Below are 24,290 nucleotides of genomic sequence, written 5' to 3' on the forward strand. Positions count from 1 at the left end.
TATCTCAAGCCTTCTGCTTGCGACGGAGTTCGGAACGAACGGAAAGGTGCAGCGCGTCGGCAACCAGCGCGGCCTGTTCGGCAACGTGGCGCTTGGCGAGGCCGGTGGCAGGCGAGGCCGAGGCATTGCGGCCGGCGTAGCGCGGACGCGGCTGGGCCGCGCCGGCTTCCTTGGCGGCAGCCTCGATCTGCGATTCGACGAAGAACCAGGAACCGTTGTTCTGCGGTTCTTCCTGACACCACACGACCTCTTCGAGGTTCGGCATGCGCGCCAAGCGCTTGGCCAGCGGCTCGCCCGGGAAGGGGTAGAGCTGCTCGATGCGGATGATCTGGGTGTCGTCGATCTCTGCGGCATCGCGGGCTTCGAGCAGGTCGTAGAAGACCTTGCCCGAGCACAGGATGACCTTCTTGGTCGCGGCGTCTTCCGAACCCTTGGGGTCGGAAAGAATGCGCGAGAAGGTGCCGCTGGTGAACTCCGAGGCAGCCGACTTCGCCAGCGGGTGGCGGAGCAGCGACTTCGGGGTCATGATGATCAGCGGCTTGCGGAACGGGCGGTGCATCTGACGGCGCAGAACGTGGAAGTAGTTCGCGGGCGTCGTGATGTTGCAGACCTGGATGTTGTCCTGCGCGCAGAGCTGCAGGTACCGTTCCAGACGGGCCGACGAGTGCTCCGGTCCCTGGCCTTCGTAGCCGTGGGGCAGCAGCATGACGAGGCCGTTGGCGCGCAGCCACTTGGACTCGGCCGAGGCGACGTACTGGTCGATGATGATCTGCGCACCGTTGGCGAAGTCGCCGAACTGGGCTTCCCAGAGCACCAGCGTCTTCGGATCGGCGCTGGCGAAGCCATACTCGAAGCCGAGCACGCCATATTCCGACAGCGTCGAGTTCAGCACTTCGAAGCGGCCGTGGGGCAGGGTGGTCAGCGGCGTGTACTTGCGTTCGTCCGTCTGGTCGACCCAGACCGAGTGACGCTGCGAGAAGGTGCCGCGTTCGCAGTCCTGGCCCGAGAGGCGCACGTTGTAGCCTTCGGTGACGAGGCTGCCGAAAGCGAGTGCTTCCGCCGTGGCCCAGTCAAAGCCGTCGCCCGACTTGAACATCTCTTCCTTGGCCGCGAGCACGCGGGCCAGCGTCTTGTGGACGGTCAGGCCTTCGGGAACCGTGGTCAGGGTACGGCCGAGGCTGTCGAACAGCTTGTTCTCGATCGTGGTGTCGACGTTGCGGCGCGCGGTTTCGGGATCGGCGGGCTTGTGGAAGCCGCTCCACTGGCCCGAGAACCAGTCGGCCTGGTTGGACTTGTAGGTCTTGGCCGCCTCGAACTGGTCTTCGAGGTGCGCGGTGAACTCCGCTTCCGTCTGCGACAGGAATGCGTCGTCGATGACGCCTTCCTGCTTCAGGCGATCGCCGTAGATCTTGCTGACCGGCGGGTGCTGGCGGATCTTCTGGTACATCAGCGGCTGCGTGAAACCGGGCTCGTCGCCTTCGTTGTGGCCGAAGCGGCGATAGCACCACATGTCGATCACGATGTCGCGGCCGAAGGTCTGGCGATAGTCGATCGCCAGCTTGCACGCGAAGGTCACCGCAGCCGGATCGTCACCGTTGACGTGCAGGATCGGCGCCTGGACGCCCTTGGCGACGTCCGAGGGATACGGCGAGTTGCGCGCGAACTGCGGACTCGTCGTGAAGCCGATCTGGTTGTTGATGATGAAGTGGATGCAACCGCCGGTGTTGTAGCCCTTCACGCCCGAGAGGCCGAAGCACTCCCAGATGATGCCCTGGCCGGCGAAGGCCGCGTCACCGTGGATGAGGACCGGCAGGACCTGCTTGTGCTTGGCGCCCGGACCGATGTCGTCGCCGATGTCGTCGGCGATGGTCTGGTAGGCGCGGACCTTGCCGAGCACGACCGGGTCGACGGTTTCGAGGTGCGACGGGTTCGGCATCAGGCTCATGTGGACCTTGATGCCGTCGAACTCACGGTCGGCCGAAGTGCCGAGGTGGTACTTCACGTCGCCCGATCCGCCGACGTCTTCCGGGTTGGCGGTGCCGCCCGAGAATTCGTGGAAGATCACCTTGTAGGGCTTGGCAAGGACGTTCGCGAGGACGTTCAGGCGGCCGCGGTGGGCCATGCCGTAGACGATTTCCTTGACGCCCAGCGTGCCGCCGTACTTGATCACGGCTTCGAGCGCCGGGATCATGGCCTCGCCGCCGTCCAGGCCGAAGCGCTTGGTGCCGACGTACTTCTTGCCGAGGAACTTCTCGTACTGCTCACCGCGCACGACGGCCTGAAGGATCGCCTTCTTGCCTTCGGGGGTGAACTCGATTTCCTTGTCGGCGCCTTCCATCCGCTCCTGGAGGAAACGGCGTTCCTCGACATCGGCGATGTGCATGTATTCGAGGCCGACCTTGCCGCAATAGTTCGCGCGCAGGATCTGCACGATCTCGCGGACGGTCGTCCACTCCAGGCCGAGCGCACCGCCGACATAGACCGGACGGTCCTGCGCGGCGCCTACGAAGCCGTGGTATTCGGGGGTCAGGTCGGCGGGAAGCTGACGCTGGTTGAGGCCGAGCGGATCGAGATCGGCAGCCAGGTGACCGCGCACGCGATATGTGCGGATCAGCATCATGGCGCGGATTGCGTCGGCCGCGGCTTCGTCTATGCGGGACTGGTCGACCTTCTGGCCGCCCTTTGCCGCTGCCTTCTCGATCTTGACCTTCAGCGCGCTGGGGTCGAGGCCCTGGGTCAGGTCGTCCTCGAACTCGGCGCCTACCAGCGGCCAGTTCTTGCGCTGCCAGCTCGGGCCGGCCTGCGGTCCGTCGAGGATATCATCGGGGGTGAAGTCGAAACTTTCGTCGCCCATCGGGTGTCACCTTTTGTCGCGCCGGAAAACGGCCGGCGCTACCAAGCTAAATAGTGCGTTCGATGGTCCCGAGGGAGAGGAGGGGCCGTTTCGTTCGCATTGTGCGTCCGGCATCTCGAACGTGCCGGATCGCCTGTGGGTCCCGCGGGCGGCGCAAATCCGAAGATTCGCGCCGCCCGCGGGTATTGGATCAGGCGTATTCCTTGAGGACTTCCACAAGGGTTTCGCCCAGCAGCGACGGCGAGGGCGAGACACGGATGCCTGCTTCTTCCATGGCTGCGATCTTGTCTTCGGCGCCGCCCTGGCCGCCCGAGACGATGGCACCGGCGTGGCCCATGCGGCGGCCCGGAGGCGCCGTGCGACCGGCGATGAAGCCGACCATGGGCTTCTTGCGGCCGCGCTTGGCTTCGTCCTTGAGGAACTGGGCCGCTTCTTCTTCGGCGCTGCCGCCGATTTCGCCGATCATGATGATCGACTTGGTGGCTTCGTCGGCCAGGAACAGTTCCAGGACGTCGATGAAGTTGGTGCCGTTGACCGGGTCGCCGCCGATGCCGACTGCGGTGGTCTGGCCGAGACCGGCGTTGGTGGTCTGGAACACGGCTTCATAGGTGAGCGTGCCCGAACGCGAGACGACGCCGACCGAACCCTTGGAGAAGATGCTGCCGGGCATGATGCCGATCTTGCATTCGCCGGGGGTGAGGACGCCGGGGCAGTTCGGGCCGATCAGGCGCGACTTCGAACCCGAAAGGGCGCGCTTCACGCGAACCATGTCGAGAACCGGCACGCCTTCGGTGATCGCGACGATCAGTTCCATCTCGGCGTCGATCGCCTCGAGGATGGCGTCGGCGCAGCCTGCGGGCGGCACGTAGATGCACGAGGCGGTCGCGCCGGTCGCGGCCTTGGCTTCGGCGACGGTGTCGTACTGGGGCAGGTCAAGGTGGCTGGTGCCGCCCTTGCCGGGGGTGACGCCGGCAACCATCTGGGTGCCGTAGGCCAGCGCGGCTTCGGTGTGGAAGCTGCCGGTCTTGCCGGTCATGCCCTGGGTAATGACCTTGGTGTTCTTGTCGACGAGAATGGACATAGGTCGATCCTAATTCCTGTTCCTGGTGTAGGCCGATTCCGGCTTGAGTAGCGCCATGGCGCAAATTCCGCGAAGTGCAACCGCCCCAGTGTTAAAATCAACGGCCGGATAGGCCGAAGCCCCGCCCGCCCCGTCGAATTACGGGGCGGGCGGGGCCGTGGTGTTCGGATCAGGCGAGGGCGGGGTCGATGCCCTTGCAGGCGACCAGCAGTTCCTTGACCGCGTCGACCGAGACCTGGAGGTTGGCCTTGGCTTCCGCGTCCAGTTCGATCTCGACGATTTCCTCGACGCCGTTCGCGCCGATCACGGCGGGCACGCCGACATAGAGGCCGTCAACGCCGTACTGGCCGTCGACGTAAGCGGCGATCGGCAGGATGCGCTTCTGGTCGTTGAGGTAGGCTTCGGCCATGGCGATGCCCGAGGCGGCAGGCGCGTAGAAGGCCGAGCCGGTCTTGAGCAGGCCGACGATCTCGCCGCCGCCCGAACGGGTGCGCTGGACGATCGCGTCGATCTTTTCCTGGGTGGTGCGGCCCTGCTTGATGAGGTCGGGAACCGGGATGCCGTTGACGGTCGAGTACTGCACGACCGGCACCATGGTGTCGCCGTGGCCGCCGAGCACGAAAGTGTTCACGTCGCGGATCGAGACGCCGAATTCCCAGGCGAGGAAGGTCGAGAAACGGGCCGAGTCGAGCACGCCGGCCATGCCGACGACCTTGTTCGCGGGCAGGCCCGAGAATTCGCGCAGCGCCCAGACCATCGCGTCGAGCGGGTTGGTAATGCAGATCACGAAAGCGTCGGGCGCGTTGGCGGCGATGCCTTCGCCGACCGACTTCATCACCTTGAGGTTGATGCCCAGCAGGTCGTCGCGGCTCATGCCGGGCTTGCGGGCGACACCGGCGGTGACGATGATCACGTCTGCACCGGCGATGTCGGCATAGTCGTTGGTGCCGGTGATCTTGGCGTCGAAGCCTTCGACGGGGCCGCACTGCGACAGGTCGAGCGCCTTGCCCTGCGGCAGACCTTCGGCAACGTCGAAGAGGACGATGTCGCCCAGTTCCTTCTGCGCGGCGAGGTGCGCGAGGGTGCCGCCGATGTTGCCGGCGCCGATGAGGGCAATCTTCTTACGAGCCATGATGCTTGCTTGTCCTTCCCAAAGGCGGGACCTACGGACGAAAAGGCGGCCTGCTCTTGTCCCGCTGAGGCAGGTGCCGGTGTTCAACGAGGGGCGGCCTACGCCCCCCGAACCGACATTGCAACCGGGAAAAGCCCGCATGGATGGCTGGTGCGTCGCTTTTTACTGATAATAGTTCGCAATTGCAATAAGCCACGGGAGTGCGCGAAAAACACTGTCCGAAACGAGGGTTTCGGCCTCTTTTCCGCAACCGTCAGGGCGCAGATTGCATCCTGCGCATCCGGCCCGCATCGCGCTCTCGAGTCTCTCGCACGCGCCGATGACCGGCAAGCGTCACCGCCAGCGAGTCGCCCCGAAGAAAGGGCAGACGGTCGCGCCGAAGATTGTGCTCGAGGCTATTGTAGAGGGCGCAGACGAATGGCGGGTGTCGCCGTTCTTGCGGAATGTTTCCGAAGGGGACTGTCTATGATGGTGCTCTCGACCCGTTCCATTCTGCCCCCAGCTCTCACCCCGCTCAGCCGGAGCTTGTCGAAGGCCCTTCCGGCGAGCGCTGTGCAGGCCCTTCGACAAGCTCAGGGCGAGCGGAGTGGGGGTAATGCCGCATGTGAAGGACGGAAGCCGGGTCTGAAATGACCCGTCCATGCCTATTCTTGCTCCGGTCTGCTCCGGCCCTCAACGCCGCTCGGCCTGAGCCTGTCGAAGGCTCCTCCGGCGGGCGCTGTGCAAGCCCTTCGACAGGCTCAGGGCGAGCGGAATGGGGGTAATGCCGCATGTGAAGGGCAGAAGCCGGGCCTGAAATGACCCGTCCGCGCGCCATTTTAGCTCCGGTCCGCTCTCAGCTCTCAACCCCGCTCAGCCTGAGCTTGTCGAAGTCCCCTCCCGTAAGCGCTGTGCAGGCCTTACCCGTTGCCGATGCGCCGGGCGAAGGCGTCGGCCATGGGGCGGTCGAGTTGGCGGCAGATGGCAATCCACCAGGTGCAGGCATGCTCGTCCCCGGCGAGACGCGCGGCGGCGGCATGGGCGCGGGCATGGGCGGCGGCGGAAAGGCCGTGGCGGGCGAAGTGGCGCAGGGCTTCCGCGAAGATGCGCGCGTTGGCGGTATCGGCGGTGGCCTCGCGGATGCGGCGGCGGAGGCGTGCGCGGGGCGCGGAATTGTCGTTGGCTGCGCAGAGCGGTACCGAGGGGCAGAGAGCGCGCACGATCACGGGGCAGGAGCGTTTCCGGGCTGCGGAAAAGCGGATGGCCATGGGTAAGTGCGCCTCTTTTTGAAGGACGCTCGGAGATGGCGTCTCGGAGGGCAGTTATAGGATGAAGCCGCTAAGTCTTGGTGATGGCCTATGGTTGCTGAAACCTTGCGGCCGATCCTTGGCGAATCCTTAAAGCGCGCGCCTAGCTCGTGGGCTGGGCGATCCATTTGCCCGAGTTGGCATATTCGGGGCGCACGGTGGCTTCGGGCAGGTTGCGGGCGCGGTAGAGATCCTCGCCGCCGCGTTCGCGCACGTCGCTGGAATAGGCGGGAGCCGCCGCGACCGGTGCGGCGGGCGGCGTGACGGTCTCACCCCGGACGGGCGCCGTAACCTCGAAAGCCCGCTGCACGGCCAGCGGGTCGAGTGCGGCATTGGCCAGGGCGCTTGCGGCGGAATCGTCGCGGCGATGGGGCGCGGCGAGCGGTTCGCCGCCGAGATAGGCGAAGCGGAACGAGGCCGGGTTTCCGGCCGCGCCGTTGAAGGCGTAGAAGCGGTGCGCGCCGATCGTCGTCAGGTAGCGGAGGCTCGGCGCCCAGTAGGGATTGACCTGGATCGTGTGGTAATGCGTCGCCAGGCCGATCGGCGCGTAGACGTAGCCTGACAGCGCCGCGCGGGCGACGTCCTCCGCCCGCTGCCAGAAGTAGCGCTGCGGTGCGCGGGCCAGCGAACCGTCGCAAGTGAACGAGAACTGGCAGCCGGTTGGCCGCTCCGATCCCTGGTAGACGACGCCGCAGACGGTCTTGGGATAGGCCGGATGGGCCACGCGGTTGAGCACGACCTGGGCCACCGCGCGCTGGCCGCCGTCCGGCTCGCTGGCGGCTTCGTAGTAGATCGCGGCGGTGAGGCATTGGAGCGCGCGGCTGCGGTCCACCCCGGAATTGTCGATCCTGAACGCGCGGGCGACAGGGCCGCTCGCGGCATCGCCGGCGTCCGAATGAATGCCTTCGCCGACCTTCAGCACCGGCTTTTCCGCTTCGAGGTAGTAATAGGCCGAGCCGGGGAAGCTGGCGCCCACCTGTTCGAAAGGCATGGGCAGAACGGTCTGGTCCGCTGCCGTGGCGGTGCCGACCGTCAGGCTGTTCCATGCGGTGAGCGGCGGGGAGGCGAAAGCGGGCAGGGCGATCGCCACCAGCCCGGCCGCGCCCAGCGTCCAGCGCCGTCGCCTGCGTTGGAGCCGCCTGCGTCCGCCGCGCACGAAGTTCCCCTGGAAATCGCGCGGGCGCGGTTCCCAGGTCTCGGCGCAGGAAGGCAGGGCGGCGGCGGTCAATTCGGTTCCTCTCGGCATTCCTCGCATGAGGCGCCCTTCGCGCCTATCCTGCTTTGGCCCGCGCGGCATCCATCGAGATCGGCGCGTCCCGAAGCGGTACAGGCGCGCGGGATAGCCTGAATCGCTTAAGACTCTCTTTGCGATTTCCCCCGGCGATACCGGTGCGTCACCCATCTGCCCCGCTTGCCAACCCCCGCGCGGCCCCGTATTTGCGCGCCACGTCATGGGTGGCCCGGAGCCGGGCCCATAGAGGGAATTTCGGCGCAAGTCGAAAAGCTGCCCCCGCAACTGTGACCGGGGAGCGCCCCTTCCACGCGATGCCACTGGGTCACACCGGGAAGGCGGAGGGCGGCGCGACGATCCGGGAGCCAGGAGACCTGCCTGTGACCGTCGTTCCGCAGCCGGGCGGGGTGTCCCGGCTTGCAGCGAGCAGACGCGCAAGGAAAAGGCGCGCGGCTCCGCCATGGACGGCACAAGTCGTTCAGGTTGGAGGAATACGCGTGAAGTACCTGTTCTTGCTGGGGACCGCCCTTGCGGTCTCGACGTCCATTGCCGTCCCCGCTCTGGCGGATGAAGCGGCCATCGATAATATCGTCGTCACCGCGACGCGCACCGAAACGCCCACGAGCGAAATCGGCCAGTCCGTCTCGGTCGTCACCCGCGAGGATATCGAGCGCACCCAGGCGGTGACCGCCACCGACGTGCTGGCCCGCCTGCCGGGCGTGACCTTCACCCAGTCCGGCGGCTTCGGCCAGCCCGCCAGCGTCTTCATCCGCGGGGCCGAGAACGCACAGAGCCTGGTGCTGATCGACGGCGTGCGCATCAACGATCCGGGCGACGTGGGCGGCGGCTTCGACTTCGGCAGCCTCACCGTCGGCCAGTTCGACCGCATCGAGGTGGTGCGCGGATCCTCCGGCGTGCTCTGGGGCAGCCGCGCTATCGGCGGCGTGATCAACCTCATCACCGCGCGCCCGACCGAGGAATGGACCGCGCGCGGCCAGGCCGAATATGGCTGGCGTGACCAGAAGCAGCTCGGCGCCTCGGCCGCGGGCAAAGTGGGGCCGGTCGGCCTGACGCTGGGCGGCAACTGGCTCAAGGGTGACGGCTATTCCGCCTTCAACGAGCGCCGCGGCGGCGCCGAAAAAGACGGCTTCGAAAGCAAGAGCGCCAATGCCCGCGCCGAAGTGCAGATCGTGAACGGCCTTTCCGCCGACGCCGGGACCTACTGGACCAAGGCGAACTACGATTACGACAATACCGGCGCCGATGCCCTGAATGTGGGCATGAAGCGCGACACCGTGGGCTATGCCAACTTGCGCTACAAGGGGCTCGACGGCCGCCTGACCGCGCGTGTCGGCTACGGCCTTACCGATACCCGCCGCATCTCGGACGATGCCGTATTCGGTCCCTTCACCACCAATGGCCGCAACGACCGCTTCGAAGGGCAGGTCTCCTACACCCCGATCGGCATGGTCAGCGTGCTGGTCGGCGCCGAGACCGAGAAGCAGAAGTTCTCGGACAACTACGGCTCGAAGGATTCCACCTCGATCGACAGCGTCTTCGGCATGCTCACCCTGCGCCCGGTCACCGGCCTGACGCTGAACGGCGGGTTGCGCTATGACGACAATTCGGACTTCGGGCACAAGACGACCTTCTCGGCCAATGGCGCCTGGGTGATCGGCGGCAGCGAAAGCGCGCCGATCCTGCGCGCCAGCTATGGCGAGGGCTTCAAGGCGCCCTCGCTCTACCAGCTCTATACCAATGCCGGTTTCCGCGCGCTCGATCCCGAGACCTCGAAGTCGTGGGACGTGGGCGTTGAGCAGCCCTTCGCGGAAGGGCACGGCACGTTCTCGGTCACCTACTTCGATCGCAAGACGAAGAACCTGATCGATTACGACCTGGCCGCGTGGAACTACTACAATGTCGGCCGCGCCCGCGCCAAGGGCGTGGAACTGGGCATGCAGGTGACCGACTGGGAGGGCTTCGACATGAGCCTTTCGGCCACTTACCTCGACGCCACCAACGAGATCACCGGCGCGCGCCTGGCCCGCCGTCCCAAGACCAACCTCTACGCCAGCCTCGACAAGCACTGGTCGCAGGGCTTCCGCCTCGGCGCGGACCTGCGCGTGGGCGGGGGGCGCTACGACGATGTGGCCAACGTCAATTATCTCGGCGGAAACGTCGTGGTCGGCCTGCGCGCCGCCTATGATGTCACCCACAACGTCCAGGTCTACGGCCGGGTCGAGAACCTGTTCGACGAGCACTACGAAGTGGTGCGGACTTACGGCACGCCCGGCCGCGCGGCTTATGCCGGGGTTCGGGTGAAGATGTGATCCTGTCGCTTTCCCCGTCCTCTTTCGGGAGGGGGAAGCGCGAGGCCCGTCGCATCGCGGCCGCGCTGGCACTTGCCGGAGCGGTCGCGGCGCTGGCGGGCTGCGGGGGCGGTGACACCACCGAGGCCGCCCCCGCGGAACCGGGCCGCTATCCGACGATCGTCTCGCTCAACCCCTGCACCGATGCGATTCTGGCGCAAGTGACCGGACCGGGCCAGTTGCTGGCGATCTCCAGCTATAGCCACGATCCCGAGAGCAGTTCCATGCCGATCGCCGAGGCGCGGCGTTATCGCGCCGTTTCCGGCACGGTGGAGGAAGTGGCGAGGATCCATCCGCAAGTGGTGGTGGCCAGCGCTTTCCTCGATCCCGCGAGCGAGGCGGCGTTCCGCAGGCTGGGCTACCGGCTGGTGAAGATGCCGATCGCCTCCGATCTTGCCGCCGCGCGCGAGCAGGTGCGCGAACTGGCGCGGCTGACGGGACATGTCGCCGAGGGCGAAAGGCTGGTCGCCCAGATAGACGCTGCCGTGGCCCGCAATGCGCCGCCTGCGGACTTGCGCGAAATTCCGGCACTGGTGTGGGAATCCGGTGGACTTGTCGCCGGAGACCGGACCCTGATCGTTGACATGATGAGGCACACCGGCTTTACGAATATTGCCGGCGCGCGCGGTCTCTCCCAGGCCGATTACCTGCCTCTGGAGCAAGTGCTGGCGGATCCGCCGCGCGTGGTCTTCGCGGTGGGCGATCCGCTCGCCGAGGAGGACCGAATGCTGCACCACCCGGCGCTTTCCGCGCTGAAAAGTACCCGGCGTTTCCTGCTCAGCCGCTCCATCCTGTGGTGCGGCGGGCCGACGATTCCAGGCGCGCTGGACGAGCTGGGCGAGGCCCGCCGGGAATACCTTTCATCCCGGACTGCCAATGCGCCGATTGCCGTAAGGACCGTTTCTTCAACGCCATGAACCTGCGTCTTGTCCTGCTTCTGGCCCTCGCGCTCTGCGTGGCGGTGCCGTTGTCGCTGCTGGCGGGCCGCGTCTGGATCAACCCTTTTTCTCCCGAGCTGCACAGCGCCTCGACCATCCTGGTGGAGCTGCGGATGCCGCGTGCCGTCCTGGCCCTGGTGCTGGGGGCGGGCCTCGGCGCGGCGGGTGCGGCGATGCAGGGCTACTTGCGCAATCCGCTCGCGGATCCGGGCCTGTTCGGCATAGCGCCGGGTGCGGCGCTGGGGGCGGTGCTGAGTTTCTGGACCGGCTATGCCTCGGCCCCGTGGATGCTGCCGGTCTTCGCGCTGATCGGTGCAGGCGGGGCAATGACCCTCTTGGCGCTGATCGCCGGGCGCGGCGGCGGCGTCGCACTGTTCACGCTGGCCGGGCTCATGGTCTCCAGCCTCGCGGGCGCGCTGATGAGCCTCGCCATCAGCCTCACCCCGTCGCCTTTCGCGATGAGCGAGATCGTCACCTGGATGATGGGGTCGCTCGCCGACCGGTCGTGGCGTGAAGTCTGGATCGCGGCGCCGCTGACGCTCGCGGGGATCGGCGTGCTGCTCCATGCCGGGCGCGATCTCGACGCCATGACCCTGGGCGAGATGGCCGCCCGGTCGCTGGGCGTGGAGCCGCTGCGGCTTCAGGCCATGATGATCCTGGGCGCCGGGCTGATCGTCGGCTCGGGCGTGGCGGTGGCGGGGATCATCGGCTTCGTCGGCCTGATGGTGCCGCATCTGGTGCGCCCGATGACCGACCGCAAGCCGTCCTCGCTGATCGTGCCCTCGGCGCTGGCTGGAGCGCTGCTGCTGCTCTTCGCGGACTGCCTCTGCCGCATCATGCCGCTTGCGGGCGGCGAACTGCGGCTGGGTATCGCGCTCAGCCTGATCGGCGCGCCGTTCTTCCTGCGGCTGCTGCTGAAGATGCGGCAGGGGATGGTGGCATGAGCTTCGGCTTCGGCGCCGACAACGTCACGGTAGCGGGCCGTCTCGACGGGGTTTCGCTCAACTGCCGGCGCGGCATGATCACGGCGATCTGCGGCCCCAACGGCGCGGGCAAGTCCACGCTGCTGTCGGTCATGGCAGGGCTGGTCAAGCCGGACTCCGGCCAGGCGGTGATGGGCGGCCGGCCGCTTGCCGCCGTTTCGCTGGCGCAGCGCGCGCAGTGGCTGGGCTATCTGCCGCAGACCCCGGAAGTGGCCTGGGACGTCTCGGTGGAAGTGCTGATCTCGCTCGGCCGCCTGCCCTGGCGCGATGCCCCCGCTGCCGAAGCGCAGGACGCGATCGAGGATGCGATCGCCGCGATGGACCTTCAGGACTTGCGCCACCGCCCGGTCTCGACCCTTTCCGGCGGCGAGCGGGCGCGGGCGCTCATGGCGCGGGTCCTGGCCACCCAGCCCGGCTGGCTGCTGGCCGACGAGCCTTTCGCCAGCCTCGACCTCGCCCACGGGCTGGCCCTGATGCAGCGTTTTCGCCAGCAGGCGCGGGCAGGCAAGGGCGTTGTCCTGGTCCTGCACGACCTGGCGACGGCGATGAATCATGCCGATCAGGTGCTGGTCCTCGCGAAGGGCAGGGTGGAGGCGGAAGGGCCGCCGGAAATGGCCCTCTCGCGAGAAGTGATCAGCCGGGTGTGGAACTGCCCGGCGCATTGGCTGGGCGAACCGGGGGAGCGAGCCTTGTCGATCGGTGCCCCGGCGCCGCTGGCGGTGGACTTCCGGCAGCAGTTCTAGAACTTACGGTTTCTCGCGATCGTCCAGCGTGAGCTGCATGAAGGCAAGGTCCAGCCAGGCGCCGAACTTCATGCCGACCTGCCGCAGCACGCCGGTATGTTCGAAGCCGAGCTTCTCGTGCAGGGCGATCGAGCCGCTGTTGCCCGCCTCGATCCCCGCGACCATGACATGCTTGCCGATTGTGCGTGCGCGGTCGATCAGCGCGATCATCAGGGCCTTGCCGATGCCGCCGCCGCGCTGGTCGGCGCGGACGTAGACGGAGTGCTCCACGGTATGGCGATAGCCGTCGAAGGCGCGCCAGTCCCCGAACGAGGCATAGCCGACGACGGTGCCGTCCTCATCCAGCGCCACCAGCACCGGATAGCCCTGCCGCGCCCGGTCAGCCAGCCAGGCGATGCGATTGGCGGCATCGACCGGGGTATCGTTCCAGATCGCCGTCGTGTTGACGACCGCGTCGTTGTAGATCGAGGTAATCGCCTCGGCATCGGCCGGAACGGCGTCGCGAATGTCCATTCGGCACCTTTTCAAGATCGGATGGCGGGCTGCTACCATCTCGCCTGCCAAAAACAAGGCCGCCGTCCCCTCGCGGGAACGGCGGCGTGTTGTGTTTGCTTGAAAAATGCCCGGTGGGCATTTTTGGCGGCACCAGCCCTCTCCCCCACCCGACCTCCCATCAGGATACACTAGTGGGAGGTCGGGTGGGGGAGAGGGCTGGTGCCGCCGAAATCCGCCTAGGGCGGATTTCCGACCGACCGCTTACTTCGCCTTCGGCGCCAGACCGCGTGCTTCCACCATCGGCTGGACTTCGGGATCATGGCCCGTGAAGTCGCGGTAGAGTTCCGCGAAGTCCTTGGTGTGGCCCTGGCCGAGGAAGGTCTTGCGGATGTGGTCGCCGTTGGCGCGGGTCATGCCGCCGTGCTTGACCACCCAGTCCCAGCCGTCATGTGCGAGCATCTCGGTCCAGATGTACGAGTAGTAGCCCGAGGCATAGCCGTTGTCCCAGATATGGCGGAAATACGGCGTCTTGTAGCGCGGCGGGATCATGTCGGTGTTGAGGCCGGTCGCCGCCAGTGCCTTGGCCTCGAAGGCCATCGGCGGCTGCGCGGCTTCTTCCGGCGAGAGCTGGTGCCACTGGATGTCGAGCATCGCCGCAGACAGCGTCTCGCCCAGGCCAAGGCCCTGGTTGAAGGTCTTGGCGGCCTCGATCTTGGCGATCAGTTCGGGCGGGATCGCCGCGCCGGTCTGGTAATGCTTGGCGTAGTGGTTCAGCACTTCCGGGATCGTCGCGAAGTTCTCGTTGAACTGGCTGGGGAACTCCACGAAGTCGCGTGCGGTATTGGTGCCCGAGAGCGAGGGGTACTTCTGGCTGGCGAAGAAGCCGTGCAGCGCGTGGCCGAATTCGTGGAACATGGTTTCCACGTTGTCGAAGCTGACCAGCGCGGGCTGGCCTTCCGCCGGCGGGGCGATGTTCAGGGTATTGCTGACGACCGGCTTCTCGCCGAGCAGGTAGGACTGCTCGACGTAGTTGTTCATCCAGGCGCCGCCGCGCTTGTTGGAGCGGGCGAAGGGATCGTAGTAGAAGATCGCCAGCGACGATCCGTCGGCATCGAACACTTCGTAGGCGCGCATGGTCGGATGATAGACCGGCAGGTCGGTGCGGCGCTTGAAGGTCAGGCCGTAGGTCTTGTTGGCGGCGTAGAACACGCCGTCTTCCAGCGTGCGCCAGACTTCGAAGTAGGGTTTGATCTGGTTTTCATCGAGATCGTACTTCGCCTTGCGCACCTTCTCGGCGTAGTAGGACCAGTCCCAGGGCTCCAGCTTGATGGCCTGACCATCGGCCTTGGCGGCGGCTTCGAGCAGGGCGGCCTCGCGGTCCTGCGTGGCGCGCAGGGCGGGGACGAAGCCCTTCATGAATTCCATCGCCTTGGCGGGCGTCTTCACCATGCGGTCGTACATCTGGTACGTTGCGAAGTCCGGGGCGCCGACCAGCCTGGCCTTCTTCGCGCGCAAGGTGGCGATCTGGGTGACCATCGCGGTGGTATCGTAAGCGTCGGCGCCCGAGGTACGGTTCACGCTGGCGTCCCACAGGATCTTGCGGCTGGCGCGGTTGTTGAGGCTGGTGAGCGCGGCCTGCTGCGTGGTGTTGTCCAGCGCCAGCATGAACTTGCCCGCATGGCCCTTGTCGGCGGCGAGCTTGGCGGCGGCGGCGATCTCGGCCTGCGAGAGGCCGTCCAGCTGCGCGGCGCTGTCGAAGATCGGCGCCTTGGCGGCGGTGGCCGTGGTGAGCTTCTGCGAGAAGGCGGTTTCGAGCTTGGCGATCTCGAGGTTCATCGCCTTCAGCTCGACCTTCTGCGCGGCCGAGAGCAGGGCGCCGCGATGGACGAACTTGTCATAAGTCGTCGCCAGCAGCATGGCGTCCTCGCCGGTCAGGGCCTTGCCTTCCGCGCTGTCATGGACGGCCTTGACGCGCGCGAAGAGGGCGTCGTCGAGGTAGATATCGTCGTTGAGCGCGGAAATCTTCGGGCTCATGGCGGTGTCGATGGCGTCGAGCGCATCGCTGGTATTGGCCGAGGTCAGCTGGCTGAACACGTTGTAGGCGCGGTCATAGAGCGTACCGGCGCGTTCCATCGCGACGATCGTATTCTCGAAGCTGGGCTTGGCCTTGTTGGCGGCGATCGCCTTGATCTCGGCGCGCTTGGCGGCGATGCCGGCTTCGATGGCGGGCTGCCAGTCGGCGTCCTTGTACTGGGTGAAGTCCGGGGCATGGAACGGCAGCGTGCTGGGCTTGGCGAAGGGGCCGCTATAGGTCGCAGCGGTCTTTTCAGCAGTCGTCGCATGCGCCGTCACGGAAAATCCTCCAAGCAGCGCGGCGCCAAGCACGAACGGCGCGGCGGCGGCCATGAGCCGGGTCTTCATCTTCGTTTTTCTCCTGGCTTCGGCAGTCAGGTAGGGAAATCGCGGCGCCTCCCTGGGGCGTCGCGATAGGCTGCCGAGGTAATCGAGGAGCAGGGTTGAAGCGCAGATGACCGGGGCTTGCAAGCACAGGTCAGGTCTGTGGAAGCACCTTGCGCAAATGACGTATGCGACATTTCCAGGCGCACACGAATTCGCGCCGGAGCGTAATCAAGTTACGCTCCGGCGCGCCGTTCGGTCGCTCCGACAGGGGGAATCGGTCCGGTCAGTTCGACCGGAAGCGACCGTTGGTCCACACCAGCATGGAATCGGTGCCGTCTTCATGGTCGCGGCGGTGCTCTTCGCGCTGGCGATCCAGGATCAGCGATCCCGTCTTGCGCGCGAAACGGCTGCGGCGAAACGGAATTTCGGCTCCGATATTCATTTCAGGCTCTCCTCTTTGGAGGAGAAACGCGGCGGGGCGGGGAAAGTTCCCCTGTGGGAGGGTTTTTCGGCGACCGTTTTAGGCGAGCAAGGGAAAAGGCAGCCGGGTTCCGTTCGCGGCATCGGCCAGCGTATGCGCGTCCAGTTCGGACAGGAAGGCGCCCATGGCCTTGCGCAGCAGGGCCGTCAGCCCGCAGGCACCCTGGAGCAGGCAATTGCCGCAGTCTGCCGGGCTCATGTTCGGTTCGGTCAGCCGCACCACTTCTCCCAGCGTGATCGTACCTGCCGGGCGGCCGAGGCGAAATCCGCCGTTCCGGCCGCGCACCGTCTCCAGCAGGCCCGCATTGCCGAGCAGGTTCACCACTTTCATCGCATGGTTGCGCGAGATCGCATGGGCCTCGGCCACCTGGGCGATCGAGAACAGCCGCTCGGGTTCCACGGCGGCGTGGAGCAGGATGCGCAAGGCGTAGTCGGTGTGCGCGGTCAGGCGCAAGGCGGCTTCTCCGATAAATGATGCAGCTTGTTTACATCTTTTTAGATCGGCGTATAGATGCATCCAGTTTGCATCTTTAAAAAGGACGAATCGAATGGCCGCTCCGCTCAGCGAACAGACCGTCGCCACGATCAAGGCCACCGCGCCCGCGCTCCAGCAGCACGGGGTGGAGATCACCACGCGCATGTACGCCCGCCTGTTCGAGAATGCCGAGGTGCGCGCCATGTTTGATCAGGCCGCCCAGGAATCGGGAGAGCAGCCGCGTCGTCTGGCAGCGGCGATCCTCGGCTATGCCCAGAATGTCGACAAGCTCCAGAACCTGACGGGCGCGGTTGCGCGCATGGTGCAGCGCCATGTCGATACCGGCGTGAAGGCCGAGCACTATCCGCTGGTGGCCGAGGCGCTGCTGCCTGCCATCCGCGAAGTGCTGGGCGCCGAGGTGGCCACCGACGAAGTGCTTGCTGCCTGGGGCGAGGCTTACTGGTTCCTGGCCGATATCCTCATAGGCAAGGAAGCCGCAGCCTACGCGGAGCTGGAAGCGGCCTGACCTGACACGTCGTCCCGGATCAGGTCCGGGACGACGTTGTTCTGCGGGCTTCCGTTGTTCTAGCGCGTGCCGACGCCGCTCTCGAACTGCGATTGCAGGTTCGCCAGCGTTGCGCCCGAGATCGGCGGCAGGTCCTTTGCGGCCTTGCCTTTGCGCAGGGCGGCGCGGTCCTTTTCGGCCGGGTCCACCACGCGCACGCGCACGGCCGCCTTGCCTTTGCCCCGGATGCCCAGCGCCTCGGCCGCCCCGCGCGAAAGGTCGATGATCCGGGCGCTTTCCCCGAAAGGTCCGCGATCGTTGACCCGCACCAGGATGCGGCGGCCCGTATCGAGCGCGGTCACTTCGACGTAGCTGGGCAGGGGCAGCGTCTTGTGCGCCCCGGTGATCCATTGGGGGCGGAACCGTTCGCCGTTGGCGACCTGGTTGCCGGATTCGCTGCCGTACCAGGTGGCATAGCCGAGCATGTCGTAGCCGGGCTCGGCGGCGGGGGTGTAGGTGCTGCCGCGTACCTTGTACGGCGGCCCGACGCGAACCGGGGTGTCGCTGACGGGGCGGAATTTCGTGCCCCCGCCGCAGGCTGCCAGCGCCGCGGTGAGGAGGATTGCGAATGCGGGCCTCAGCACCGCCGTTAAACTGCCGCTCATGCGGGGGGACTAGCCTCCGATGCGCCGTCCTGTCCATGGTAGGAGGAACTTCGCGGCGTTACGGCAGGTTGTGCAGGGTCGAAGGAGTCAGGCATGTTCAAGTCGATAGCCGTGGCCGCGCGCGATCGCGGGCGGATGGCGGAAGTCTCGGCGGTGATCGCCCGCTTCGGGCTGGACGCGCTGGGGGTGCGCCTCGGGATCGGGGAGGGTGAGCCTGAAGAGAGCGCCGAACCCCGCGACTTGCCGACGCGGACGCGCAAGGCGCTGGAAGCGCTCGGGCCGACATATGTGAAGCTCGGCCAGATCCTGGCCACGCGGCGCGATCTTCTGCCGGATCCGTGGATCGCCGCTTTCGAGCAGCTTCAGAGCGATGCCCCGCGCATTCCTTTCGACCAGTTGCGCGGAGACGTGGAAGCGGCGCTGGGCGAAGCGCCCGAAAGTGCTTTCGCCCGTTTCGATACCGAGCCGCTGGCCGCCGCCTCGATCGCGCAGGTCCACCGCGCGCGTCTGCATGACGGCACCGAAGTCGTCGTGAAGATCCGCCGACCCGGCATTCGCGCGCGGATGGAGGCGGATCTGCGGCTGATGCGCCATCTCGCCGCGCTGGCCGAGGCGCGCAGTCTCGTCGTGCGGCGGATGAAGCCCTCCGCCATGATCGAGCAGCTGGGGCGCGAGATTCTCGACGAACTCGATTTCGCCAATGAAGGCCGCAACGCCGACCTGCTGCGCGCCGATCTCGCGTCGCTGGAGCGGGTGGACGTGCCGCGCATCCATTGGCAGTGGACTGGCGAGCAGGTGCTGGTCATGGACTATGTGGAGGGCATTCCCCCGCGCGATCCCGAGGCGCTGCGGGCGGCTGGGATCGATCCCTCGCGCATCGCCTCGCTGGGGGCGGAACTGGTGCTGGAGATGGTGCTGGTCAATGGGCGCTTCCATGCCGACCCGCATCCGGGCAATCTCCTGTGTCTTTCCGGGGACCGGCTGGCGCTGCTCGATCTGGGCTCGGTGGGCTTCGTCAGCCCGCGCCGCCAGCACGAATTCCTGACGTTCATCCTCGCCCTGCGCAGCGGCGATCCCGGCGGCGTGGCGGACATGCTGGCGACATGGTCGCAGGACGGCGAAGTCCCGCGCGAGAAACTGCTGCGCGCCTCGGAGCGCCTCGTCGCGCGGCATGGCACCGGGGCGCTGGTGCTGAACGCGATGGTGGCGGACTTCTTCCCGCTGCTGCGGCAGGAAGGGCTGGTGCTGCCGCCCGACCTCGTGCTGATCTTCAAGGCGATGGTGACGATGGACGGCGTGCTGGCCGGGATCGCACCGGACTTCGACCTGTCGGAAGCGCTCGGGCGGATGCGCGGCAGGCTGGTCGCCTCGCGCCTCCAGCGCCTTGCCGCGCCGGACAAGCTGGAGACCGCGCTGCTCGAACTCTCGCGGGTGGCCGAGGAAGCGCCGCGCTTCCTGCGCGCGGCGGCGGTGCGGATGGAAGCGCCGCTACCGCCCGCCCGCGACGAAGGCACGGCGCGGGCGGTCAGGCTGGCGGGATGGCTGGTCGGCGGCGCGGTGGTGATCCATGCGGCGGCGGGCTTGATTGTTCACTGGTTCTAAGGCCTCGGTCGTCCCAATGCCACGCCGCAAGTTCCCAAAAACTTCGTCATTGCGAGGAGGCGAAGCCGACGCGGCAATCCAGAGCGGGCGCAGAGCCGCCCTGGATTGCTTCGCTATGCTCGCAATGACGAGGTGGGGACTGGATGACGAGGTGGGGGGACGCGAGGTAGGGGGCTGGACGCCGAGGTAGGCTTACTTCCTTACCGCGTCCGACTTGTCCCGCGCGGCCTTGAACTCGGAGCCGGCCTTCCACTGCGGCCACTGCGCCGAGTTCGCCAGTTCCTCGCCCATCGTGCGGACCAGTTCCACGTCCTGCACGGCGCCTTCCATCTTCCAGTCGGGCGACCAGGCATCGCAGGCCTGGTGATAGCACTGGCCGGTATAGGCATCGATCCAGGCCTGCCCCGCCTTGACGCCGCCCTGCTTGAGGTCCGAGGCTCCGGCAATGCCCATCATCAGCATCACCGGCACGCCGCGCTTGGCGAAGGAGAAGTGGTCGGCGCGGTAGAACAGCCCGCGTTCCGGCAGGCTTTCCGGCGTGACCCGGCGCCCCTGCGTGGCGGCGATGCGGGCCATGTCGTCCTCCAGCGTGTCCTGCCCCTTGCCGATCAGGGTCACGTCATTGGCGAGACCGGCGGTCTGGAGCACGTCGATGGTGAGGTTGGCGACGGTCTTCTCCATCGGGAAGACCGGATTGGCGGCATAGAATTCCGAGCCCAGCAGCCCGCGCTCCTCGGCGGTCCAGGCGGCGAAGACCACCGTGCGCTGCGGCGCGGGGGCCGCCTTCATGACGCGGGCGATGTCGAAGAGGGCGGCAATGCCGACGCCGTCGTCGTTGGCGCCCGCGCGGTAGATGCGGCCCTGCGCGTCGGGAGCGCCCTTGCCGTAGGCATCCCAGTGCGCGCCGAACATCACCGTTTCGTCCTTGCGCGTGGTGCCGGGGATCTGGGCCAGCACGTTGTGGCTCATGACTTCCTGATGGTTCACCGGCACGTCGGCATCGAAAGTGACGCCCTTGAGCGCGACCGGCCGGAAGTCCGGGCGGCGGGCGGAAGCCGACAGCTTCGCAAGATCCAGCCCGGCCGAGGCGAACAGCCGCGTCGCTGCCTCGCCCGAGAGCCAGCCCTGGAGGGCAAGGCTGGTGAGCTTGTCGGATTCGCGCACGATATCGTAGTTCTCGCCGCCCGGGCTGGTGACGACGTTCCAGCCGTAGCCCGCGCCCGCCGTGTCATGCACGATCAGCGCGCCCACGGCGCCCTGGCGGGCGGCCTCCTCGAACTTGTAGGTCCAGCGGCCGTAATAGGTCATCGTCCGGTCGCCGAACTTGCCCGCGACTGGCTCGCCCTTCTTTGCGTAGAAATCCGGGTCGTTGATGAGGAAGACGACGACCTTGCCCTTGAGGTCCATGCCCTTGAAGTCGTCCCAGCCGCGTTCCGGCGCGTTCACGCCGTAGCCGACGAAGACCACCGGCGCGCCGGCGATGCGCGCGCTGTCGTCGGGCCGCAGGGTGGAAAGATAGATGTCCTTGGCGACCGTGACCGGCATCGCCCCCTTCGGCCCGCTGAAGGCCAGCGTCTTCGGCGCGCCCAGGGTGGTGTGGAGCAGCGGCACTTTCTGCACCCATTGCCCGTCCGGCCCGGCGGGCTGGAGGCCGATGTCCTGGAAGCGGGCGATGAGATAGCCGATCGTGCGCTCCTCGCCCACGGTGCCCGGCGCGCGGCCCTCGAACGTGTCGGAGGCCAGCGTCTTCACGTCGGCCACCATGCGGTCGCCGTCTATGGCCTCCCGGGCGATGGCGGGGTGAGACACGGTGGTGGCGAGCAGCGCGGCGAGCGGCGCGAGGAGGAGCGAAGTCTTCATGATCTGCGCTTTTAGGGACCGGGGCAGGGGAGGCAAGGGGCGCGTCGTCCCGGATCAGGTCCGGGACGACGAACATCGCCGCCTACTTGTAGAACCCCTCGCGCAGCTTCACGCCGTGCTCCAGCCAGGCCTTCATCGCCGCCAGCATGCCGGTCCAGCCCTCGCAATTGCCGTAGGAGGCCTTGAGGCCCTCGGGCGTGTCCGACCAGCCTTCCTCGCTGATCTGCACGAGCGTGCGCCCGTCGTCCAGCGCCTCGAAGGCGAAGGTCACCAGCGTGCGGTTCCGGCCCTCGACATCGGGGAGAACGGCATCCGCCTCGCCGTCCCAGCGCAGCAGGATATGCCGGTCCTGCACCACTTCGACGACATGGACGGGAAAGGCGCCGGGAAAGTCGTGGAAATCCCAGGTGACGACGCTGCCGGTCTCCAGCCGCCCGGCAGCGCCGCCGGTGGTGAAGTATTCGGACAGCACGCCCGGCGCGACCACCGCTTCGAACACTTCGGACAGAGGCTTCGCGATCCGCCCGGCAACGGTGAACTTCGGCTTCATCGCTCGTCTCCCTCAGGTCCCCCCGCTTATGAACCCGCAGGCGCCGTTCTCCTATGGGTGAGATTGCGGAGCGGCGGTTTGTTCGGGGTTGCTGCCATAGACCCACTCGCCAAACAGCGGCGCCAGGTCGCGTCCGCTGGCCGCTTCCATCGCCGCCTGCAAGTCGCGGCTGGTGACGGTGCCTCCTGCATGGGCGCGGGTGTAGCGGCGCAGGCCCGACCAGAACGCCGCTTCGCCAAGCTGCTCGCGCAGATGGGCCATGAACAGCGCGCCCTTGCCATATTGAACGGCGCGCCGCGCGCCCAGCGAGGGGTAGCGGCCTGCCCAGGCCAGCGGCTTGTCGAAACCCAGCGCTCTGGCCCGGTCGAGCCGGGCGCGCGCCACCCTGAGTTCCGCATCGTAAGCGGCGCGGCCGTAGCGATGCTCCTTCCAGGCCGCGGTCATGAAGGTCGTGATCCCCTCGTTGAGCCAGAAATCCCGGAGCGTCTCGCAAGTAACGAGATTGCCCCACCATTGATGGGCCAGTTCGTGAACGATCGCCCAGTCCTCTTCGGGCACAGCGTCACCTGAAGGCAGGGAATCCTTGCCGAGCACCGAATAAGTCGCGGCTTCCTGCGCTTCGCCGCCTTCCACCAGAAGCTGGCTATAGGTCCGCACCGGAAGCGGCAGGCCCGCCTTGCCGGAAAGGAAGCGGACCATCGCGGGCGTTTCCGCAAACCGGCGCTTCAACTCGGTTTCACCGGCCACGTCGGAGAGGAGGGCGAGTTCCGCCCCGCCGACCCGCGCATTCGCGCGGGCGAAGCGGCCCACCGCGAAGCCGTAGAGATAGGCGGAATAGGGGCGAGGGGCCTGCCAGCGATGGATCTCGCGGCCGTCCGGCCCGGGCCGAACGGCCGTGCGGCGGCCGAGCGAGAGCGTTTGCATCCCGGCGGGCACGCTGAGGTCGAGCGAGAAGGCGGCCTTCTCTCCGAACTTGTCCTGGGCGCAGATCATCCAGTCGCAGGCGAAATAGCTGGTGTAGAGCCCCGTCGCCGAAGCGGCCAGGCCGCGCGCGGGCCGTCCGTGATAGGTCAGTTCCAGCCTGACCGTGCGGCCCCGCGCCAGCGGCCGGACGAGATCGAAGGCAAGCGTCTTTTCCCCCCGGCGCTGCGCGACCGGCGCGCCGTCCAGACGGGCGCTGTCGATGCTGAGGCCGTTGCCGGAGAAAATGAGCCGCTTCAGGCCCTCGCGGGTCGCGCGCAGCGATACGATCTCGCGCCCGGCGATCGTGCCGCCTGCCATATCCGGCGTCAGCGCAAGCGCGTAGCGGGTGACTTCGAAACCCTCACCCGCAATCTCCCCGTCCGCCGGCGCTGCGCTTGCTGAACAAGGGAGGGCGATCGCGGCGCAAAGAAGCGGCCATGAAGCCCTGCGGCGCGGCATGCTCATTCGCAGCGCGAATAGTCTCCCGCGCGGCAGGCGGCCACGTCGCGGCGCCACTGGGCGAGGTCAGCCTCGTAGTCGCGGCGGGCTTGGGCATAGGCGCGCGACTGACCGGCATATTCGCGCCTGCCCGCCTTGTAGTCCGCCATGTCCCGGTTATGCCCCTTGTCGTCGTCGGCATAATCGACGCCGGAATAGTCATCCTCGTCATCGCCGCCATGACTGTCGCGATAGGCCTTCCAGCCCGAGGCATACTGCGCGTCGCGCTTGCGGACATAGTCCAGCTGGTCGCGATTGAGCTTGCGGATGATCGCGGAATCGCGGGCGATATCCTCGGGCGTCATGCGATCGTTGGGATCGTCGGCATGGGCCGTGCCCGAAAAGGCCTGCGCGGAAAGCACCGCCGTGCCCAGCACCAGCAACATGCGCCGCAGCGACCTGGCCGGACGCATCATCGGACCCCTCATTATTCTCGTCTCCGTCCCCGGGTTATCTTCCCGCTCCTTGTCGAGGCGGCGAGGCGGATGCAAACCGGGATGCGACGAGCAGTGCTCCCGCGCGACGAGGTGGGTTTGGCCTGAGGCAGGTGGATTGGTTTCGAGTAAGGGCCGGCTGCTGTTTTGGACACGCTCATGGCGGACATTGCGGGAGCGTGCTGGGCCTAGGGCCCGGCTAGGAAAAGCAGAATGGTTCGCGCAGAGGCGCGGAGGCGCAAAGATGTCCGCTCGCGGCAGCGCAGCTTTCTTTTCCATCGGCGCGTTTTCCTCACCGCTGAAATGATGAAAGAGTTCGAGGCGTCACGCGACACCTTTGCGCCTCCGCGCGAACCCGTTTTTTCTGCCTTTTATCGAGCGGCAGCTTCCGCCCCTTTACGGGCATCATCGCAGCCGCACGAACTTTCCGAAAGCAGTCGGATAATTAAGGATCAAGCGGACGGCGAATGATTCAACGTACTTCGTTTTGAGTAATAAGAGGAGCCTTCAACCTTCTGGAAGATACAGTGATAGAGCCCAGCATTCCTGCGCAAATCAGCTTAATCGCAGCTTCGCTAGATGATTTTACGGCCTCATCAGTGATGCCGGATGCGTTTGGAGGTCAGGATGGAGGCGCGGCAAAAATGTGGCGCCAATCAGCAATTAGATTCCTCACCGATTGCTTAGAGTCGGTTTCGAAACTCACGCTGACCGAGCCAAACGGCGTAGCATGAGCATGGCGGCGG

The 24,290-nt window shown here is 66.7% G+C and carries 21 protein-coding genes and 1 riboswitch; of the genes, 7 read left to right on the plus strand and 14 right to left on the minus strand.

Annotated features, from left to right (window positions below; all coding sequences use genetic code 11):
* Nucleotides 1-4: 4 nt before the first annotated feature.
* The 5 genes from NTCA1_RS06615 to NTCA1_RS06635 all read right to left on the minus strand — a co-directional run bounded on the left by NTCA1_RS06615 (nucleotide 5) and on the right by NTCA1_RS06635 (nucleotide 7,581).
* The gene (locus tag NTCA1_RS06615; protein WP_159829430.1) at nucleotides 5-2,854 is read right to left on the minus strand and encodes a 2-oxoglutarate dehydrogenase E1 component; all 2,850 of its coding nucleotides are present in this window, start codon (nucleotides 2,852-2,854) and stop codon (nucleotides 5-7) included.
* 190 nt (nucleotides 2,855-3,044) lie between these two features.
* Nucleotides 3,045-3,935: a succinate--CoA ligase subunit alpha gene (sucD, locus tag NTCA1_RS06620; protein ID WP_086491710.1), complete on the minus strand. Its 891-nt coding sequence runs from the start codon at nucleotides 3,933-3,935 to the stop codon at nucleotides 3,045-3,047.
* A 169-nt stretch (nucleotides 3,936-4,104) separates the two neighbouring features.
* Entirely contained in the window at nucleotides 4,105-5,067 is a 963-nt protein-coding gene (mdh, locus tag NTCA1_RS06625; protein WP_086491709.1) for a malate dehydrogenase, read from the minus strand.
* Between the two features lie 899 nt (nucleotides 5,068-5,966).
* A complete protein-coding gene (locus NTCA1_RS28640) occupies nucleotides 5,967-6,314 on the minus strand; it encodes a hypothetical protein (protein ID WP_236549132.1) in 348 nt (115 codons plus the stop codon).
* 142 nt (nucleotides 6,315-6,456) lie between these two features.
* Nucleotides 6,457-7,581, minus strand: coding sequence for a cell wall hydrolase (locus tag NTCA1_RS06635; RefSeq protein WP_236549133.1), 1,125 nt, complete (start codon nucleotides 7,579-7,581; stop codon nucleotides 6,457-6,459).
* Between the two features lie 208 nt (nucleotides 7,582-7,789).
* Nucleotides 7,790-7,981: riboswitch (cobalamin riboswitch) on the plus strand.
* A gap of 100 nt (nucleotides 7,982-8,081) precedes the next feature.
* On the opposite strand from NTCA1_RS06635, the gene NTCA1_RS06640 reads away from it, so the two are divergent.
* From NTCA1_RS06640 to NTCA1_RS06655, 4 genes are read left to right on the plus strand one after another with little or no spacing between them, the layout of a single operon-like run.
* Complete coding sequence (locus NTCA1_RS06640; RefSeq protein ID WP_159829434.1) at nucleotides 8,082-9,914, plus strand: TonB-dependent receptor domain-containing protein; 1,833 nt, start codon at nucleotides 8,082-8,084, stop codon at nucleotides 9,912-9,914.
* Nucleotides 9,911-10,870 carry an ABC transporter substrate-binding protein gene (locus NTCA1_RS06645; RefSeq protein ID WP_159829436.1) on the plus strand — a complete coding sequence of 320 codons (960 nt, stop codon included), beginning with the start codon at nucleotides 9,911-9,913 and terminating at the stop codon, nucleotides 10,868-10,870. Before NTCA1_RS06640 ends, NTCA1_RS06645 begins: the two co-directional genes overlap by 4 nt.
* Complete coding sequence (locus NTCA1_RS06650; RefSeq protein ID WP_133083689.1) at nucleotides 10,867-11,835, plus strand: iron ABC transporter permease; 969 nt, start codon at nucleotides 10,867-10,869, stop codon at nucleotides 11,833-11,835. The genes NTCA1_RS06645 and NTCA1_RS06650 overlap by 4 nt, the downstream gene beginning before the upstream one ends.
* Entirely contained in the window at nucleotides 11,832-12,617 is a 786-nt protein-coding gene (locus NTCA1_RS06655; RefSeq protein WP_133083690.1) for an ABC transporter ATP-binding protein, read from the plus strand. Before NTCA1_RS06650 ends, NTCA1_RS06655 begins: the two co-directional genes overlap by 4 nt.
* A gap of 3 nt (nucleotides 12,618-12,620) precedes the next feature.
* Here the strand turns inward: NTCA1_RS06655 and NTCA1_RS06660 are convergent, their stop codons facing one another.
* From NTCA1_RS06660 to NTCA1_RS06670, 4 genes are all read right to left on the minus strand, one after another.
* The gene (locus NTCA1_RS06660) at nucleotides 12,621-13,130 is read right to left on the minus strand and encodes a GNAT family N-acetyltransferase (RefSeq protein ID WP_159829438.1); all 510 of its coding nucleotides are present in this window, start codon (nucleotides 13,128-13,130) and stop codon (nucleotides 12,621-12,623) included.
* A gap of 243 nt (nucleotides 13,131-13,373) precedes the next feature.
* Nucleotides 13,374-15,533: a M3 family metallopeptidase gene (locus tag NTCA1_RS06665; RefSeq protein WP_159829440.1), complete on the minus strand. Its 2,160-nt coding sequence runs from the start codon at nucleotides 15,531-15,533 to the stop codon at nucleotides 13,374-13,376.
* A gap of 262 nt (nucleotides 15,534-15,795) precedes the next feature.
* Nucleotides 15,796-15,954 (minus strand): hypothetical protein, encoded by a 159-nt coding sequence (locus NTCA1_RS28440; RefSeq protein ID WP_201282422.1) that lies wholly within the window; start codon nucleotides 15,952-15,954, stop codon nucleotides 15,796-15,798.
* 78 nt (nucleotides 15,955-16,032) lie between these two features.
* Entirely contained in the window at nucleotides 16,033-16,446 is a 414-nt protein-coding gene (locus NTCA1_RS06670) for an Rrf2 family transcriptional regulator (RefSeq protein WP_159829442.1), read from the minus strand.
* Between the two features lie 94 nt (nucleotides 16,447-16,540).
* Here NTCA1_RS06670 and NTCA1_RS06675 point away from each other — a divergent pair, with 94 nt between their 5' ends.
* Entirely contained in the window at nucleotides 16,541-16,993 is a 453-nt protein-coding gene (locus tag NTCA1_RS06675; RefSeq protein WP_159829444.1) for a globin domain-containing protein, read from the plus strand.
* 59 nt (nucleotides 16,994-17,052) lie between these two features.
* Here the strand turns inward: NTCA1_RS06675 and NTCA1_RS06680 are convergent, their stop codons facing one another.
* A complete protein-coding gene (locus tag NTCA1_RS06680) occupies nucleotides 17,053-17,637 on the minus strand; it encodes a septal ring lytic transglycosylase RlpA family protein (RefSeq protein ID WP_133083695.1) in 585 nt (194 codons plus the stop codon).
* A 93-nt stretch (nucleotides 17,638-17,730) separates the two neighbouring features.
* On the opposite strand from NTCA1_RS06680, the gene NTCA1_RS06685 reads away from it, so the two are divergent.
* On the plus strand, nucleotides 17,731-19,239 hold the full coding sequence (locus tag NTCA1_RS06685) for an AarF/ABC1/UbiB kinase family protein (protein WP_159829446.1): 1,509 nt from the start codon (nucleotides 17,731-17,733) through the stop codon (nucleotides 19,237-19,239).
* Between the two features lie 192 nt (nucleotides 19,240-19,431).
* On the opposite strand, the gene NTCA1_RS06690 is transcribed toward NTCA1_RS06685, so the two are convergent.
* The 4 genes from NTCA1_RS06690 to NTCA1_RS06705 form a co-directional block, all read right to left on the minus strand.
* Complete coding sequence (locus NTCA1_RS06690; protein ID WP_159829448.1) at nucleotides 19,432-21,099, minus strand: M28 family metallopeptidase; 1,668 nt, start codon at nucleotides 21,097-21,099, stop codon at nucleotides 19,432-19,434.
* Between the two features lie 82 nt (nucleotides 21,100-21,181).
* Entirely contained in the window at nucleotides 21,182-21,649 is a 468-nt protein-coding gene (locus NTCA1_RS06695) for an SRPBCC family protein (RefSeq protein ID WP_133083698.1), read from the minus strand.
* A 51-nt stretch (nucleotides 21,650-21,700) separates the two neighbouring features.
* On the minus strand, nucleotides 21,701-23,071 hold the full coding sequence (locus tag NTCA1_RS06700; RefSeq protein WP_159829450.1) for a M1 family aminopeptidase: 1,371 nt from the start codon (nucleotides 23,069-23,071) through the stop codon (nucleotides 21,701-21,703).
* Between the two features lie 2 nt (nucleotides 23,072-23,073).
* A complete protein-coding gene (locus tag NTCA1_RS06705) occupies nucleotides 23,074-23,526 on the minus strand; it encodes a hypothetical protein (RefSeq protein WP_236549134.1) in 453 nt (150 codons plus the stop codon).
* Between the two features lie 231 nt (nucleotides 23,527-23,757).
* Between NTCA1_RS06705 and NTCA1_RS06710 the strand changes: the two genes are divergently transcribed.
* Nucleotides 23,758-24,015, plus strand: coding sequence for a hypothetical protein (locus tag NTCA1_RS06710; protein ID WP_159829452.1), 258 nt, complete (start codon nucleotides 23,758-23,760; stop codon nucleotides 24,013-24,015).
* Nucleotides 24,016-24,290 lie beyond the last annotated feature (275 nt).

The sequence above is a fragment of the Novosphingobium sp. TCA1 genome (genome assembly GCF_009811895.1).
In the GTDB taxonomy this organism is placed as follows: Bacteria; Pseudomonadota; Alphaproteobacteria; order Sphingomonadales; family Sphingomonadaceae; genus Novosphingobium; species Novosphingobium panipatense_A.

What these genes read in the sequence shown, in the direction of transcription:
- NTCA1_RS06665 (WP_159829440.1), bottom strand. Translation starts at nt 15,533, where the DNA reads ATGAAGACCCGGCTCATGGCCGCCGCCGCGCCGTTCGTGCTTGGCGCC.
- NTCA1_RS06655 (WP_133083690.1), top strand. Translation starts at nt 11,832, where the DNA reads ATGAGCTTCGGCTTCGGCGCCGACAACGTCACGGTAGCGGGCCGTCTC.
- NTCA1_RS06680 (WP_133083695.1), bottom strand. Translation starts at nt 17,637, where the DNA reads ATGAGCGGCAGTTTAACGGCGGTGCTGAGGCCCGCATTCGCAATCCTC.
- NTCA1_RS06675 (WP_159829444.1), top strand. Translation starts at nt 16,541, where the DNA reads ATGGCCGCTCCGCTCAGCGAACAGACCGTCGCCACGATCAAGGCCACC.
- NTCA1_RS28640 (WP_236549132.1), bottom strand. Translation starts at nt 6,314, where the DNA reads ATGGCCATCCGCTTTTCCGCAGCCCGGAAACGCTCCTGCCCCGTGATC.
- NTCA1_RS06685 (WP_159829446.1), top strand. Translation starts at nt 17,731, where the DNA reads ATGTTCAAGTCGATAGCCGTGGCCGCGCGCGATCGCGGGCGGATGGCG.
- sucD (WP_086491710.1), bottom strand. Translation starts at nt 3,935, where the DNA reads ATGTCCATTCTCGTCGACAAGAACACCAAGGTCATTACCCAGGGCATG.
- NTCA1_RS06710 (WP_159829452.1), top strand. Translation starts at nt 23,758, where the DNA reads ATGGTTCGCGCAGAGGCGCGGAGGCGCAAAGATGTCCGCTCGCGGCAG.
- mdh (WP_086491709.1), bottom strand. Translation starts at nt 5,067, where the DNA reads ATGGCTCGTAAGAAGATTGCCCTCATCGGCGCCGGCAACATCGGCGGC.
- NTCA1_RS06690 (WP_159829448.1), bottom strand. Translation starts at nt 21,099, where the DNA reads ATGAAGACTTCGCTCCTCCTCGCGCCGCTCGCCGCGCTGCTCGCCACC.
- NTCA1_RS06650 (WP_133083689.1), top strand. Translation starts at nt 10,867, where the DNA reads ATGAACCTGCGTCTTGTCCTGCTTCTGGCCCTCGCGCTCTGCGTGGCG.
- NTCA1_RS06695 (WP_133083698.1), bottom strand. Translation starts at nt 21,649, where the DNA reads ATGAAGCCGAAGTTCACCGTTGCCGGGCGGATCGCGAAGCCTCTGTCC.
- NTCA1_RS28440 (WP_201282422.1), bottom strand. Translation starts at nt 15,954, where the DNA reads ATGAATATCGGAGCCGAAATTCCGTTTCGCCGCAGCCGTTTCGCGCGC.
- NTCA1_RS06700 (WP_159829450.1), bottom strand. Translation starts at nt 23,071, where the DNA reads ATGCCGCGCCGCAGGGCTTCATGGCCGCTTCTTTGCGCCGCGATCGCC.
- NTCA1_RS06615 (WP_159829430.1), bottom strand. Translation starts at nt 2,854, where the DNA reads ATGGGCGACGAAAGTTTCGACTTCACCCCCGATGATATCCTCGACGGA.
- NTCA1_RS06660 (WP_159829438.1), bottom strand. Translation starts at nt 13,130, where the DNA reads ATGGACATTCGCGACGCCGTTCCGGCCGATGCCGAGGCGATTACCTCG.
- NTCA1_RS06705 (WP_236549134.1), bottom strand. Translation starts at nt 23,526, where the DNA reads ATGATGCGTCCGGCCAGGTCGCTGCGGCGCATGTTGCTGGTGCTGGGC.